This is a genomic window from Pseudomonas sp. (assembly GCF_026224925.1).
Lineage (GTDB): Bacteria > Pseudomonadota > Gammaproteobacteria > Pseudomonadales > Pseudomonadaceae > Aquipseudomonas.
In genome coordinates this window covers 1-15,116 of the sequence record NZ_JAMFRV010000318.1, presented here as the reverse complement: position 1 = coordinate 15,116, position 15,116 = coordinate 1, and the positions used below count along the sequence as shown (strand labels likewise).

General features: G+C 58.1%; 14 protein-coding genes. 8 read left to right on the top strand and 6 right to left on the bottom strand.

Translation table 11 applies throughout. The annotated features are described in order from the left end of the window. From M0974_RS13895 to M0974_RS13875, 5 genes are all read right to left on the bottom strand, one after another. The coding region (locus M0974_RS13895) for a DUF1329 domain-containing protein (RefSeq protein ID WP_297837535.1) at positions 1 to 740 on the bottom strand (740 nt) is incomplete at its 3' end. A gap of 34 nt (positions 741 to 774) precedes the next feature. Further along, positions 775 to 2,463: a DUF1302 family protein gene (locus tag M0974_RS13890; protein WP_297837532.1), complete on the bottom strand. Its 1,689-nt coding sequence runs from the start codon at positions 2,461 to 2,463 to the stop codon at positions 775 to 777. A gap of 92 nt (positions 2,464 to 2,555) precedes the next feature. Continuing rightward, positions 2,556 to 4,028 (bottom strand): NAD-dependent succinate-semialdehyde dehydrogenase, encoded by a 1,473-nt coding sequence (locus tag M0974_RS13885; protein ID WP_297837529.1) that lies wholly within the window; start codon positions 4,026 to 4,028, stop codon positions 2,556 to 2,558. 10 nt (positions 4,029 to 4,038) lie between these two features. Then, positions 4,039 to 5,058, bottom strand: a complete 1,020-nt coding sequence (locus M0974_RS13880) for a dihydrodipicolinate synthase family protein (protein WP_297837526.1) — start codon at positions 5,056 to 5,058, stop codon at positions 4,039 to 4,041. Positions 5,059 to 5,088: 30 nt separating this feature from the next. Next, complete coding sequence (locus M0974_RS13875; RefSeq protein WP_297837523.1) at positions 5,089 to 6,114, bottom strand: ornithine cyclodeaminase family protein; 1,026 nt, start codon at positions 6,112 to 6,114, stop codon at positions 5,089 to 5,091. 270 nt (positions 6,115 to 6,384) lie between these two features. On the opposite strand from M0974_RS13875, the gene M0974_RS13870 reads away from it, so the two are divergent. The 8 genes from M0974_RS13870 (at position 6,385) to M0974_RS13835 (ending at position 13,024) form a co-directional block, all read left to right on the top strand. Continuing rightward, a complete protein-coding gene (locus M0974_RS13870; protein WP_297837520.1) occupies positions 6,385 to 7,128 on the top strand; it encodes a FadR/GntR family transcriptional regulator in 744 nt (247 codons plus the stop codon). A 275-nt stretch (positions 7,129 to 7,403) separates the two neighbouring features. Further along, positions 7,404 to 8,252, top strand: coding sequence for a transporter substrate-binding domain-containing protein (locus M0974_RS13865; RefSeq protein WP_297837517.1), 849 nt, complete (start codon positions 7,404 to 7,406; stop codon positions 8,250 to 8,252). An 8-nt stretch (positions 8,253 to 8,260) separates the two neighbouring features. Continuing rightward, complete coding sequence (locus tag M0974_RS13860; RefSeq protein ID WP_297837513.1) at positions 8,261 to 8,920, top strand: amino acid ABC transporter permease; 660 nt, start codon at positions 8,261 to 8,263, stop codon at positions 8,918 to 8,920. Next, positions 8,920 to 9,567 carry an amino acid ABC transporter permease gene (locus M0974_RS13855; protein WP_297837510.1) on the top strand — a complete coding sequence of 216 codons (648 nt, stop codon included), beginning with the start codon at positions 8,920 to 8,922 and terminating at the stop codon, positions 9,565 to 9,567. Before M0974_RS13860 ends, M0974_RS13855 begins: the two co-directional genes overlap by 1 nt. Before the next feature lie 4 nt (positions 9,568 to 9,571). Then, positions 9,572 to 10,378, top strand: coding sequence for an amino acid ABC transporter ATP-binding protein (locus tag M0974_RS13850; RefSeq protein WP_297837508.1), 807 nt, complete (start codon positions 9,572 to 9,574; stop codon positions 10,376 to 10,378). Next, positions 10,375 to 11,607 carry a M20 family metallo-hydrolase gene (locus tag M0974_RS13845; protein ID WP_297837506.1) on the top strand — a complete coding sequence of 411 codons (1,233 nt, stop codon included), beginning with the start codon at positions 10,375 to 10,377 and terminating at the stop codon, positions 11,605 to 11,607. Before M0974_RS13850 ends, M0974_RS13845 begins: the two co-directional genes overlap by 4 nt. Positions 11,608 to 11,623: 16 nt before the next feature. Further along, positions 11,624 to 12,334, top strand: coding sequence for an urea carboxylase-associated family protein (locus M0974_RS13840; protein WP_297837502.1), 711 nt, complete (start codon positions 11,624 to 11,626; stop codon positions 12,332 to 12,334). Positions 12,335 to 12,418: 84 nt separating this feature from the next. Then, entirely contained in the window at positions 12,419 to 13,024 is a 606-nt protein-coding gene (locus M0974_RS13835; RefSeq protein ID WP_297837499.1) for a cupin domain-containing protein, read from the top strand. Positions 13,025 to 13,291: 267 nt separating this feature from the next. Here the strand turns inward: M0974_RS13835 and M0974_RS13830 are convergent, their stop codons facing one another. Further along, positions 13,292 to 14,926, bottom strand: coding sequence for a methyl-accepting chemotaxis protein (locus M0974_RS13830; RefSeq protein ID WP_297837496.1), 1,635 nt, complete (start codon positions 14,924 to 14,926; stop codon positions 13,292 to 13,294). Between the last annotated feature and the right edge of the window lie 190 nt (positions 14,927 to 15,116).

Genomic DNA, 15,116 nt, shown 5'->3' with positions numbered 1-15,116 from the left:
TATTCGTGAGCCAGCAGGGCCTCCCCAGCACGCAGCGGCGGTCCGATGTTGCGGATCGCCACCTGCCAGAACGGCTTGCCTTCGCTCTCGAATTGCTCGAGGTTGCTGTTCTTGTCGTAATACGGAAGTTGCTCGTTAATCTCAGCATCGGTGACCAACACGGCTCGGCCATCGGCAACAACTTGATACCAGTTGTTGAAATGTTGGAAACGGGCGCCGCGCCAACGCAGAACGTGGTTCCACATTATCTGTTCAGCGCTATTGGGTATCGGGTATGGAATCCCGCCGTAGACGCCTTTGGGCACGCCCTTATCCAGCGTGCCTCGGGTCGCGTTGAGGAACGTATTGTCATATACCCATTGCGGAGCAGCCGCGGTGCGCCGGGTCGGGTAGACGTCCAGACGAAAGCCCGGGTACTTCTTTAGCATCGCCTGCACCCCATCACTGAGGTTGCCGGCGTACTGCGTCATGTTCTGCGCGGTGACCGAGAACTGCGGTTTATCATCCTTGAACGGATCGCCGCGTCGTCCACCCGGAACGTCGCCGAGTGTCGGTTTGGTAAGCCCACCGGTCCAGGCGGGAATAGAGCCGTCGGCGTTGCCGGCCTTCTCCGCTCCAAAGGGAGTCAAATCTCCTTTCAAACGCTGAGCCTGGTCGGCCGGAACCGCCGCATGGACGGGTAAGACGATGGCGCAGGCCAGCAGCGCCAGCCCCTGTCCCAGGGCTAGAATCTTTTTCATGACTGTCTCCTCATTCTTGTTTTAAACGGACGGATCAAAAGCTGCGGCGGACGGTGAAGGCAACAAAATCGCGGTCGGCACGGGCCTGCTTGTAGCTGTAGGAGTTGGTGTCATCCAGGAAATTACCGGATGACCCGAAGAAGCGCGTGTAGGCCAAGTTGAGGTTCCAGGCGCTCATGTACAAACCATTGACGCCAAGGGTGACATCACCACCGTTTTCTGGCGGTACCGCCGCCGGGCCGAGCGGGTTACGCGAGCCCTTGGGCGTGAAACCGACGCCCATCGGCAGGCTGATGTCCCAGCCGAGCATTGCCTGGCGGTACATGGGTTGGAACACAGCGCGCATCGACCAGGCGTCGCGGGTGATATTGGGGTCTAGGGCCGCAACGCCAGCGACGGTGGCGTCGCAGTTCTGCGTGCAACTGAGCAGACGGGTCCATGCCACTTCCGCCGCCAGGCTCGCCTCGTTCCATAGTGCCGTTCGTGGCACCGTCCAGATGGTCGAGAGGTTGACATGGGCGGTATTGCCCACCGCATAGGCGGGATGATCGCTGTTGTCCGGCACGGGGCCGCCCAGCGCTGAAGCGTCGACGGCGTGCGTGGTCGCCAGCGACTGGCCCTTACGCACCGAAGCTTCCATCGCTAGGTTCACGTCGCCAAAGCTGCGACTGGCACTGAAGCCGTACAGCTGGGTGCTTTGGTGGTAGGCCAGGTAATAGCCAGTCGGCAAGACCGGCCCGGCGGGGCCGTACGGCTGCCCTATGACAGTGACCTGTTGGAAGTCCTTGTCATCGAATTGCAGCGCATAGAAGCCCAGGTCGAACTCACCCACCTGCCAACGTACCTGCAAGCCAAATTGCCCGGAGTTCTTCGGATCGCGGTCTGACTCCCTGGGGACGGCCAACCCGGTGGCCGGGTCGAGTATCAGTTGCTCGGCTCCGGCACCGACGATATCGGACACCGAGAAATAGCTCCCCGAGGCCGGAATGCGGTTGTGTACGTATCTGAATTGATAATACGCACCGAGCGACAGGGAATCGTTCAGTTGCCACTGTCCCGATATCTGCGGCACCGGAAGCACGAACTCCTTGGCCTGCGCCGTCGGATCATCGAGCAGCCGAGTGGTATCGAATGGGCTTTGCGCACCTGCGATAGCGTTGTTGGCAAAGAACAGGCTTTCGCCCCAGACCAGCGAGTGCTGACCAAGACGGCCGCTCAACTCGGTGTCGCCCAACTGCATTTTTCCGAACACGAAGGCATCACGCAGTTCTACTTTGCGGCCTTGCTGATCCCGGGTCGAGTCGGTGAAGTGATCCGAAGCTCTGGAAAGCTGGTTGGGATAAGCGCCACCGGCAATACCGGGGTTGTCGTTTGCACCGTTGTAGACCGTGTCATACCAACCGTCGACGCTGACCCGCGCGCCGTAACCGCCGGAGTGGACGAGGTCCAGTTCACTGAACACTTCGACGCGATTGGAAACCAGTCCGGTACTGAAATTCCGGTCACCGTCATCCAGGTTTGGATTCGACAACAGCCCGCTATCGCGCTTGTCGACGCGGAACATCTCGGAGTAACGCAGCGAGTTGTTCCAGTCGACCTTCAGGCCATCCTCCGACTCCCAGCTGTAAGTAGCCCAGCTCTGCGAGGGTGATACGGCACCGACCAACAGGACAGTTCCAAGGGCAATCGGCAAGCGAACACACTTTTTCTGACGATACTTCATGGCACTACCTACTTTTATGATTGTTTTGGGGGCCACACTGCGAGGAAACGACCCGCTGCATCGTCATGCCGCGAGTCAGGGACTGCTGCGTACTACATAGGCGTCACACCGTCCCAGCACAGGTACTTAATCTCGAGGAACTCTTCGATCCCGTAGTGCGAACCTTCGCGGCCAAGCCCGCTCTGCTTGACCCCACCGAATGGCGCAACTTCGCTGGAAATCAGTCCAGTGTTGATGCCGACCATGCCGACTTCCAATGCCTCGGCGGTGCGCCAGATACGCGCGGCGTCGCGGCTGAACAAGTACGCGGCCAAGCCGAAGTCGGTGTCGTTGGCCATCGCGATTGCCTCGGCTTCCTTACCAAAGCGCAGCAGCGGCATGACCGGGCCGAAGGTCTCATCTCGGGCGATAGTCATATCTAGCGTTACATCGGCGACCACAGTCGGCTCAAAGAAGGCGCCTACCAGTGAGTGACGCTTACCGCCGGTAAGAATCCGACCTCCATTGGCCACGGCGTTTTGCAGGTGCTCCTCGACCTTATTCACTGCGGCGGCGTCGATCATCGGACCGATCTGAACGCCCGCCTCGAGACCATTCCCCACCTTCAGTTCGGCGGTGCGACGGGCCAGACGCTCGGCAAGCTGGTCGTAGATGCCATCCTGAATAAACACCCGGTTAGCGGCGATACAGGACTGGCCGGTATTGCGGAATTTGGCGTTGAGAATTCCCTCCACCGCGAGGTCCAGATCGGCATCCTCGAACACGATCAGCGGCGCATTCCCCCCAAGCTCCATCGAGCATTTTTTGATGGTCTCGGCGGACTGCGCGAGCAGCACCCGGCCGACCTCGGTGGAGCCGGTGAAGGTTATCTTGCGTACCAACCGGTGACCGGTCAGCACGTTGCCCACCGCGCGTGTTGCATTGCCGGTCAGCACACTGAATACGCCAGCAGGTATGCCGGCACGGCGCGCCAACTCGGCCAGCGCCAAGGCAGTCAGCGGCGTCTGGCTAGCCGGTTTGACCACCATGGAACAGCCGGCGGCCAAAGCAGGGCCGGCTTTGCGGGTGATCATCGCTGCAGGGAAATTCCATGGAGTGATGGCCGCGCATACGCCGATCGGTTGCTTCAGCGCAATGATGCGTTGGGTTTCCTTGGGTGCCGGGATCACATCACCACGAACCCGTTTTGCCTCCTCGGCGAACCACTGCAGGAAGGACGCCGCATAGTCGATTTCACCCCGTGCCTCGGACAGCGGCTTGCCTTCTTCCAAGGTGATTAAAGTGGCCAGATCTTCCTTGCTCTCGACCACCAACTGGTACCACCGGTTGATGACCTCGGCACGCTGCTTGGCGGACACCTTGCTCCAGCGCGTGAAGGCCTCGTGGGCCGACTCAATAGCGAATTCCGCTTGTTCTTCCTTGCACACCGGCAACTCGACCAGCACCTCACCGTTCGCAGGGTTGCGAACGGCGTATTTGCCGTGAGGGGTCTGCTCGACCCAGTCGCCGTTGATGAAGGCGCCCTGTCGCCACAACGAAGGGTCATTCAACAATTCAATGCTCATCGGCAGGTCCTCAGCAAGGGAATCGGCCGATCAGGAACTGGCTGTCGTCGTCCGAGGTGCACTCGAGCTTCGACGCCACCAACCCCTGACGCAGGACCTTCATCAGGCGATCCGGAATACGCCCGCCCGGAGCGCGCAGCGGACCACCATTAAAACCAGCCAGCCAGTCCATGTATTTCCAGTGCGCACGGTTGATGTAGTTGGACCCCGCCATATAGGCGCCGGTAGCCGCACCTACTGCACCCCGCGCAGGCTGAATCTGCCAGTGCAGTTTCATGGCCTCTTCCCACTTGCCGTTACGGGCCAGATCAAACATCGTTGGAAAATGGTTGCCCATCCACTGGGTGTAACTGGTGCCGGAAAACTGCAGATCCATGAACTTCATCAATGGAATCACGTCGCTCTCGATCGGACAGCTGATGATCACTTCCTCACCAAAGCGGTGATATGTCTCGATCAGTCCAGCCACGTGCGGGAAGCCTTGCTCGGCTTTGATCGCCACGATGTTCGGGCAATCGTCGAGAAGACGACGGATCAACTCCGGCGACATGCCCTGCGGATGCACACGTTCGAAGCCCCACAATGGGATAGGAAACAGCATCACGGCCAGATCGGTGGCGTCGCACACGCTCTTGGTGTAGTCGTAGATTTGCTGCTCGTTGGTCGGCCAGAAGTTCGACGGATAAGACAGCAGCACGATGTCGGCACCCGCTTTCTCAGCGAGTTTCAGCGCCTCGATATTCTCGGCTAGGGTGCCAAAGCCGGCATGGAAGAACAGGCCCAGCTTGTCGCCGGTTGTTTCCTTCGCCCAAGCGGTAAACTGCGCGTTTTCCTGAGGGGTAATTGCGACTTCGGTACACAACAATGTGTAGGTGAAGCCGAGATCTGCGACTTTCTGAATGTCGTGACGGATACCCTGTTCGTTAAGGTGTTTGAGGTCGGCGCTGTAGCTGGGAATGGTTACCCCAGAGCAGCCGACCAGCATCTCATTGGCCCAGGCACGGGCGTCTTTGCGTTTGTAATTAGCCATTTTTGTTCTTCTCCTTGGATTGGCGGTGCTTCAGCGGTCAATCGTCACGATGCCCGTTGGAATGGATTTGAATCGATTACTGGAGAGCGCCTCGCGCAGCAACATCTCGGCGGTCACTACGTCCTGCAGGGCGCTGCCAACCGATTTGTAAATCACAATATCGCTGGGTGAACGACGTGCAGGTACTTGGCCGGATACCACCTCGGCGAGACTGACGGTCTTGCACGCCACATCCACGCCGTCACGGGTCGCAACAAGAGAGTCACCCGTCTCGTGCAGCACTTCTTCGGGCATGTCGGCGATGATCAGGTCGGCACGGGCCATGGCGGCCGTGTCGACTTCGCGCTGTTCTGGCAGCGTTGAACCAACCGACAGCACCACCATGCCTGGCTGCAGCCATTCCCCCAGCAACACCGGCGACTCGTCACGACTGCGCGCAGCGCAGATCACGACATCGACACCGTCGATTGCCGCTTGCGGGCTGTCGACGTCCCCTAGCACCAGGCCGTGGGATTCTTGGAAAGATGCTGCAAATTTTTTGCGGCTCGCAGGGGTCGGGCTGAATACTCGCGCCAGAGATACTTCTCGTACCGACAACAGCGCGGCCAACATGCCCTTGGCGACAGAACCGGAGCCAATCACGCCCACACGCAGGCTGCCCTCGGGGATCACCGCATTGGCCGCCACCACCGCAGTCGCGGCGGTACGCAGGTCGGTGATACGGTTGCCGTCTATTAGCGCGGCCAGCTCCATAGTCCGCTGATCAAACAGAGAGATCAGGTAGCTGGCGCGACGAATTTTTGGTGAGGCGGCAATCAGCTTGCACCCCATGTAATCGCCCGACGGCGAAACTGCACACAGGCTGCGCAACCAAAAGCCGTCACCCCGAGCCATGATGCGCGGCGGCACCATGGCCGGTTTGATAGGCATGGCATAGGCTTCAGTGAGGGCAGCTATGACCTTTGGCCACTTGGCCAATTCGGCAATGTCCGCATCCCTGATAAAGGGCGTCGAGACTTCGATGTTTTCAATGTTCAGGGAATCTGCAACGTCCATAAAACCTCCGGATCTCGTTATGCCGGAGTTTATGAACTGCCTCTAAGACGAGCTACGCGAGACGATCTAATACAGATATCTATAAAACAACACACTTTAACTGGCGGTCACAAAATCCTGCCGCCAAGCAGAAACTGGAAACCAAAAAAAGCCTCTACGTCATAAAATAGATAGCTGCTTTATCCAAATCGAGATGGAGTCTGCTGCCTGCTCCTGGTTCGTCAGCTGCCTATAATGGAGCGTCGCTACTAGCCCGAAGCCGCACCCAAAATGATCGATAATATCGAACTACCTCGACCTCGTCGTAAACGCCAAAGCTTTACTAAAGCGCTGGTTGTAGAACTGTCCCGAAAAATTACCGAAGCGGTGATTAAGTGCGGCGACAAGCTGCCGACCGAATCGGAAATCATGATCGTCTACAACGTGAGCCGAACGGTGGTACGCGAGGCGATCTCTAGATTGCAGGCGTCAGGCCTAGTAGAAACCCGACATGGGGTGGGCACCTTTGTTCTGGACAACCTTAATACTCATGGCTTGCAGATTGATCCGGCCACCATCGTTACTCTGCGAGAGGTGATTGATATTCTGGAGTTTAGAACCAGTCTGGAGGTCGAGGCAGCGGGACTCGCGGCCAGTCGTCGCAGCGCCGAGGATGTAGCCTTGATGCGCAACGCGTTGGATGAGTTCAATCAAGCTCGCCACTCAAACAACGCCGTGGCTTCGGACTTTCAGTTTCATTACCAAATAGCTGTGGCGACGGGTAACCGTTATTTCACTGACATTATGTCTCACATCGGACCCGGTATTCTGCCGAGAACACGCCTTAACTCGGCACTGCTGGCTCACACCGACCCAGAGCAATACCAGACAGGACTGGTTCGTGAACACGAACAAATTTTTGAGGCTATCGCACGTCAGGACATTGATGCAGCGCGAGCCGCAATGAAATTGCACCTTACCAACAGCCGAGAGCGATTGCGCAACGCTCACGATCAGGTCCTGACTACAGTTTGAGCCGTTTGCCCACTCGGCTCGAAGTCATAACGTCAAACTCGGATTCTATTCAACCGCAGCGCTTCCGACTCAATAAGTGAGCGGCCCCATCCGCGTTCCCACGCACCAAATCAAAGCAACCCTGTATGCCAGCTGCGCAGAAATGGGTCATCGACTCCCCTGCCTACCCGAATTCGCCCAGCTTTTCTTGAAAAAAACACTGGCACGATTCATGCCTTTGTACTTATATTCAAGTTACTTGAATATAAGTATTAAAAAATCAAGAGGGCACACCGATGAAGCGTTTCACACTCAAAGCACTGTCTCTGTCGTTGATCACGCTGTGCAGCGTTTCTCTGGCCCACGCTGACGATTTGCTACAGCGTATCAAGCAGAAAAACGAGATCGTCGTCGCCACTGAAGCTCGCTTCGCTCCGTTCGAGTCGGTGGAGAATGGGAAAATTGTCGGTTACGGCGCCGACCTGATGCACTACGTGCTGGATGCGGACCTGCCTGGGGTAAAGCTCCGGCAGTTGGATCTGCCGTTCCAAGGCATTCTGCCTGGCCTTGATACGAGCAAATTCGATTTTGTCGTGACATCGGTAACCGTCAACAAAGCGCGCTTTGAACAGTTCGCCTTCACCGTGCCCATTGCCGAATCCACTGTAGCGCTGCTCAAACGTGCCGATGATGCCGGTATTAAATCCCTGGCTGACCTCAATGGTCGCGTGATCGGATCACAGGCAGGCTCAGGTCAGCTCGCGGTTCTGCAAGCCTTGGATACGAAGCTCAAGGCACAAGGTCAACCTGGCTTCAAGCGGATCAAAGAGTATGTGAGCTTTGACGAGGCTTATGCCGACCTTGCCAATGGTCGACTAGATGGCGTCGCCCAATCGCTGTCCAACCTCGGACCGCTGATGAAGGCGCGCCCGGGGCTATTCGCTACGCTGCCGGAGATGGTCGGTCCAGTTACTTATTTCGGTTGGGTCGGTCGTAAAAACGCCGATAGCGCCAGCCTGGTGAAACTGTTTAGCGATGGCATTGCTCGCGCAGCAAAAGACGGCACGCTCAAGACCTTGCAAGACAAATGGTTCGGTTTCGCTATGGAATTGCCAACCGATGCCATGCCTGTCCCGAGCATCTGAGCCCGCCAATGATGAGTGATTTCAGCAGCCGCTTTGCGCTCTACTGGCCTGCCTTGATCGAGGGCGCACAGACCACTCTGTGGTTGTGCGCAATCGGCATGCTGTTGGGCTTCGTGCTGGGTGTAATGATCCATCTCATTGCCAACGGTCGCAGCCGGGCTGGCGTGGCCTTCACCAAGGTGTATGTCAGCTTCTTTCGCGGTACGCCCATGCTGGCGCAACTGTTATTGCTGTTTTACTTGCCGTCTGCCCTGGGCCTGGACGTACCGCCAATGGTAGCCGCAGCGGCAGCGCTTGCGCTGAATACTGCGGCCTATCAGTCGCAAATCCTGAGCAGCGGTTTCGCGGCAATTCCTCGGGGCCAGATGGAGGCAGCCTCCGTGTTCTCCATCGGCAAGTTCAATACGCTGTTTCACATTGAGTTGCCACAGGTCCTGCGGTTGACCTCACCTGCGCTGATATCTGAATTAATCGACGTGATCAAAGTGTCGGCGGTGGTTTCGGTTATCTCCATCACCGATTTGATGCGCGTGAGCCAGCAATTGGTCTCACAAACTTATCGCCCCCTTGAGGTGTATCTGGTGGCGGCCTTGTTCTACCTGATATTGACCAGCCTGCTGAGCGTACTCGGCAGCCTGCTCGAACGTCGTTGGCAGGAGCGCTGCTGATGCAGGAGTTACTGAGTTATCTGCCGGATTTCGCGGACGCGCTGATGGTTACGCTGGGTATCAGCATCGCGTCGTCCGTGATCGGTCTGTTGCTGGGCTTCGGGCTCAATGCCTTGCGCCTGGTGCTGCCGGGATTTATTGCGGTCTATCGCGTGTACGTCTGGCTCATCCGTGGCACGCCGTTTCTCGCGCAGCTTATGGTGATTTATTTCGGTCTCCCCGTTATCGGCCTGCGCCTGGAAGCCGTTGAGGCAAGCATTCTTTCACTGGCCTTATACAGCGCAGCCTATTTCGCTGAGTTGTTCCGCTCCGCCTGGGCCAGCGTACCCAACGGGCAACTCGAAGCGGCGCGGGTACACGGCATCTCACGGAGCAAAATGTTCTGGCATGTCCAGACACCGCAAGCACTGGCGTTCGCGCTCCCGTTGCTGGGCAATCAGGTGATCCTGACCATCAAGGAAAGCGCTGTCACGTCCATCATCACCGTCCCGGAACTGACCATGACGGCCGGACGAATCGTATCCACTACCTTTTCCTACGTCATGCCTTATGCCCTTCTGGTGCTGAGCTACTGGCTGCTGACCTGCTCGGTCGCAGCCTTGGCTGGCCTTTTGGGGCGCCGCATGACGCGCCATTTACGAGGCTGACCTGATGAGCACCCTTCCTCTTCTCGAACTGCGCAGCGTCGGCAAGTCCTATGGCTCGAACCGCGTACTCAGCGACTTCGACCTACGCATACAACCTGGCGAGATCGTCTCGCTGATCGGGCCATCCGGCTCAGGCAAGACTACGGCTCTGCGCTGTATGAACTTTCTAGAACGCTATGACGAGGGTGAAGTCTGGATCGATGGCCAACTGCTCGGTTACAGCGGCCCCGGCAGGTGTGAAGCCGACCGGGACAGCGAAGCGAAGGTCGATAAAGTCCGCAATCCGCTGTCCATGGTGTTCCAGCAATTCAACCTGTGGCCGCACATGACGGTACGCGAAAACGTCATGGCGCCCTTGGTACTCGGCAAGAAAATCGCCAAGGCCCAGGCGCGTGACCTGGCCGACCAGGCGCTGGCACGTGTGGGTCTGGGGGCCAAGGCTGACGCCTACCCCGCCCGCCTATCAGGTGGTCAGCAGCAGCGAGTGGGCATTGCACGCGCATTGGCCGTCAAGCCGCGCCTAATGCTGCTCGACGAACCGACCTCGGCCCTTGACCCGGAGCTGGTCGAGGAAGTTCTGCACGTCATTCGCAGCCTTGCCGACGACGGCATGACCATGGTGATGGTCACCCATGAGATGAGTTTCGCCGCGCAGATCTCCAATCAGGTGGTGTTTATGGAAGCTGGAAAAATTGTTGAGACCGGCGCGCCTCAGTCGTTGTTTCTGACGCCGAAGACCGAGCGCCTGCGACAGTTTCTGAGCCCTTGGTTCAACCGTAGCCTGACGCCACGCACGCAGGTGACGCCATGATTGCCGCCGATGCGATGCACGCAGTGTCTTCAACTCGGCTGCAAAAACTGCTGGAAACCTTGGCAAGTTTTGGCCCCGGCAAGGACGGCGGAATGAATCGCCAGGCTTTGTCGGAAGAGGATTTTCAGGCCAGGGCTTGGCTGATCAACGAAGCGAAAAAACTCGACTGTCAGGTCTGGACGGATGCGTGTGCGAATCTGTTCATCCGCCGCGAGGGACGCGAAGATTTGCCACCGGTAATGACCGGCAGCCATATCGACACGCAACCCACCGGCGGTACGCTCGACGGCTGTTACGGCGTGATGGCTGGCCTCGAGTGTCTGTATGCGCTACAGGATGCTGACATTCGTACCCGCCGACCTATCGAAGTGGTTGTCTGGACCAATGAAGAAGGCAGCCGCTTCAGCCCGGGGGCAATGGGTTCCAGTGCCTATGTCAATCCAGCAAGACTCATGGCGTATCGCAGAAACCTCGACGCGACAGGCGTCTCAGTTGGCGAGGCGTTGGACGCCCATGCCCGCCGCTTTGCCGAACTACCGCTACGCGAAAAAATTGCGACCCACGCATTCGTCGAACTGCACATCGAACAGGGCCCGGTACTGGAACAGGCTGGTATTTCGCTGGGCGTAGTCTCCGGCATTCAGGGGGTGCGCTGGTATCAAGTGCGCTGCATAGGCGCTTCGGCGCACGCGGGCACCACGCCGACGCACATGCGTCGCGACGCCTTGCTGCTTGCCATGGGGTCTCTGGGGCGTATCGATACCCTTGCCGAGGGGCTGGCAGGTGAGGACAAGCGCCTGACGTTCGGTCGCTGGAATGTACAGCCCAACGCTATCAATACGATTGCCGGTGAGGCGACCTTCAGTATCGACTTTCGTCACGCTGATCCGGCCGTGCTAGACGCGTTCGATGCGGGACTGAGCGCCTGCCTCCCAGCGGACGCCGAACTGACCACCTTGTTCACCCACGCGCCGACGGCTTTCGATCCAGGCGTGATCAACGTGCTTGAAAAAGCCTGCGACGCGACAGGTCTTGCACAGCTCTCGATCCGCTCTGGCGCCTTCCACGATGCGATGTACCTCGCGGGCCATTGCCCTACCGCCATGCTTTTCGTCCCCAGCCGCGCCGGCATCAGCCACAACCCGCTGGAATTCACAGAACCCGCGCAGCTGGAAGCGGGCGTCCGGGCACTCGCCTGGAGCCTGGTTTCACTTGCAGAGCAACCCTGAACCCATAGGAGTCAACATGACCAACGTTACCCACACTCATGACTACCCAGCTTGCTGCCAACCCGATAACGGCTCCTCGCTGGGCATCAATGCCACGTTGAAAGAACCGATCTCTGCCGACGGCACCCCGGTCCTAAGTGAGACTTACACCGTACCGGCCCGCTGTGGGCGAGCGGTGCGCTTAAAAGCGGGCCAGACCATCAAAATCGTCAACACCCACGGCACCCAAGTGTGCGACACCTGGCTGTTCAACACCGAAGACATGAGCGAGTTCCTGTCGATGGAGCATGCACGTGCGCATTGCAACAGCATCATCCCTAAGGTCGGCGACGAACTCTTCAGCAATCGACGTCGATCCATTGGCACCCTGATCACCGACACCTCACCAGGCATTCACGACACGTTGATGGCCGCTTGCGACCTGCACCGCTACACCAATCTGGGGGTTGAGGGCTACCATGACAGCTGCGCGGACAACATGCGCTTGGCCCTGCAAGCCATCGGACTGCGCTCCCACGAGGTTCCGCAGCCCTTCAATTTGTGGATGAACATCCCCGTCAAACCCGATTACAGTGTCGAGTGGCTGCCGCCGGTGTCCAAGGCCGGTGACTACGTAGAGATCCGTGCGACCATGGACGTCATCGTCGTCATGTCCGCCTGCCCTCAGGACATTGTGCCGATCAATGACCTGAATCCAGTCGAGGTTCATTTTTCCGTTCACGCCTGATTGCCGTTGAACCCATAGACGACAGGCGTCCGTGACCCTAGGATGCCTGTCGCCAACTTCGCACACTCTTTTTCCGAGGGATGCATGTCCAAACCCAGCAAGACACCTGCAGCCAAATCCCAGCATTCCGAGGGCCTGCCCAGCCTGAGTGTTCGCCTTCGCCATGCGCGGAAAGTTGCAGGCCTTACCCTCAAGCAGGTTGCCGAGGCCGCCAGTTGTTCCGAGAGCCTGATCTCCAAGCTGGAAAATGATGCGGCCTCGCCTTCTCTCGCCATGCTGCACCGGCTGGCACTGGCACTGGGCAGTAACGTATCCGAGCTAACTTCCGAAGATTGGGTATCTGAAGAGCCGGTGCTGCGCGCTGGCGGTCGGCAAGTGAACCGCTTCGCCAAGGGGGTAAAGAAAGGTTACATCGATCTGGAGCGTATCACCCATTTGCAGAAAGGCGGATTGCTGCAAGGCGACATTCATATCGTCTCTCCAGGGATGGTCAGCGAGATGATCGAACATGCCGGTGAAGAGATGGGGTATGTGATCGAGGGCAGTCTTGAGCTGACTCTGGGTGAGGCGACTTACACGTTGAACACCGGCGACTCCTTTCATTTCCCCAGCAACGTCCCCCACGGTTACCGCAACTCTACGCGCAGCGTGGCGCGCATCTTATGGGTAAACACCCCCGCTACTTTTTAGCCGCTTGTTGTCAGCCACCCGCACTAACACGACCCCCAAGGGTTGGCCAGGTCGTCTCGAAAGTGGATATTGAAACCGCAACGTTGAGTGATGTTGCGACCCGAGACGTCATTGCCACCCAGTTAACCGCCCTGGCAAACCTTGCAGCGAAGCTGCGCGGATAGACGCACTCGGGCGAGTATCAGCCCAGTCTCCCCCCTGAATTGCCAAAAAAAGGTTGTGGGCAACCGGATGGTATTTCGCTTCTCATGCCGGCACGTTAACTCCTTACACTCGAAATTGTCCCAGCAGATGATTCAGTTGTCTGGCCACCTGCCCCAGATGCTGGCTGGCAGTGTTGGACTCTTCTGCCGTGTGCGCATTGCTGTGGGCCAGGCTGGCCGTCTGGGCGACGGTCTGATTGATCTCGTCGACCACTTGGGACTGTTGCAACGTCGCGCTGGCGATGGAGACGCCCAGGCCGCTGATGTTGCGCAACGTCCTGGCGATCTGGTTCAGGCTGGCACCGGCCTGGCTAGCTTGCTCCACCGTCAGACGCGAAGCCTGGCTACTGTCGTTGATTACGCTGACCGCAGCGCCGGACTTGCTCTGCAGTTGCTCAATCATCACCTGGATTTCCGCCGTTGATTGTTGGGTTCGCTGAGCCAACAAACGCACTTCGTCAGCCACCACCGCAAAACCGCGCCCCTGATCCCCGGCTCGAGCCGCCTCGATGGCTGCGTTGAGCGCCAACAGGTTGGTCTGCTCGGCGATGGCGCGGATAACCTCCAGCACACCGCCAATCCGGGTACTGTCCTCGGCCAGCGACTGGATCGCACTCACCGCCTGGCCAATGGTGGTCGACAATTGATCGATCTGCGCCAAGCTGCGATCAATGCTCTGCAAGCCCTCCTCGGCTTGCTGCTCGGCACTGCGCACTTCGGTGGCGGCGTGTTCGGCGCTCTTTGCCACATCCTGCACGCTATAGGCCACCTCATTGATTGCCGTGGCCACCTGCTCCATTTGTTGCGACTGCTGGCCGCTTTGCTGCTGGGCAGCACTGGCGCTGTCGCTCAGGGATTGGGCGGCGCGATCCAGCAACTGCGCAACGCCAAGCATTTCCCCAATGACACGGCGCAGCTTGTCGGTGAATACATTGAAATGCAGTGCCAGGGAAGTCAGCTCATCGCGGCCACTCACCTGCAACTGACGGGTCAGGTCACCTTCGCCACTGGCGATACTGGCCATGGCCTCGACGGTTTGCTGAAGCGGACGGGAAATGCTGTGCACGATCAGGCTAATGGCGGCAGCCAACAACAAGGCAATCAGCAAACAGAGCGACGACGTCTGCAGCAGTTCATCGCGGAACTGCGCCTTTATGTCGTCGATGTAGACGCCCGTGCCAAGCACCCAGCCCCAAGGTTTGAACAGCGCAATGTAGGAAACCTTCTCCACCTGCTCGCTACCCCCTGGCTTGGGCCACGCATAGGCAAGCATGCCGGCCCCCTGCTCTTTAGCGATGCGCATCATTTCAGCGGTAAACAACAGACCATTACTGTCCTTCAGACCGCTGACGTCCTGCCCCTCCAGCCTAAGATTGACCGGATTCATCAGCATCACAGAACGTAAATTCTGGATAAAAAAGTACTCTTGGCCGGCATAGCGCAAGCCGCGAACCATTTCCATGGACTGTTCCTGGGCTTGTTCACGGGTCAGCTTGCCAGCCTGTTCCAACCCCTGAAAATAGACAAAAACGCCCAGGGTGTTTTCCACGGCATTGCGGGTCTGCTGAACCTTGGCGTTGTAGAGATTGCTGTAGCTTCGCTGCAGCATGAGCGCAGCAAGTGCCGCCAGCATCAACAGAGAAACCAGCAGAATCAACCAAAGGCGTCGATTGATGGGTACGTTTCGCAGACTAGGCACGGGAATGTTCCTTTGTTGACGTCATGTGCTCGATACACGGATATCCACTACCCGGATCGTTGAGGTAGTCCCCCCTGCTTGAGCATCCGCGCAGACAGGGAGGATTTATCTCCAGAGCTAAACATTCGGAGCAGACATCAACCCCTTGATAGCTCCTTGAGATTTTTCGAAAGCTCTACCTCAGAACGGC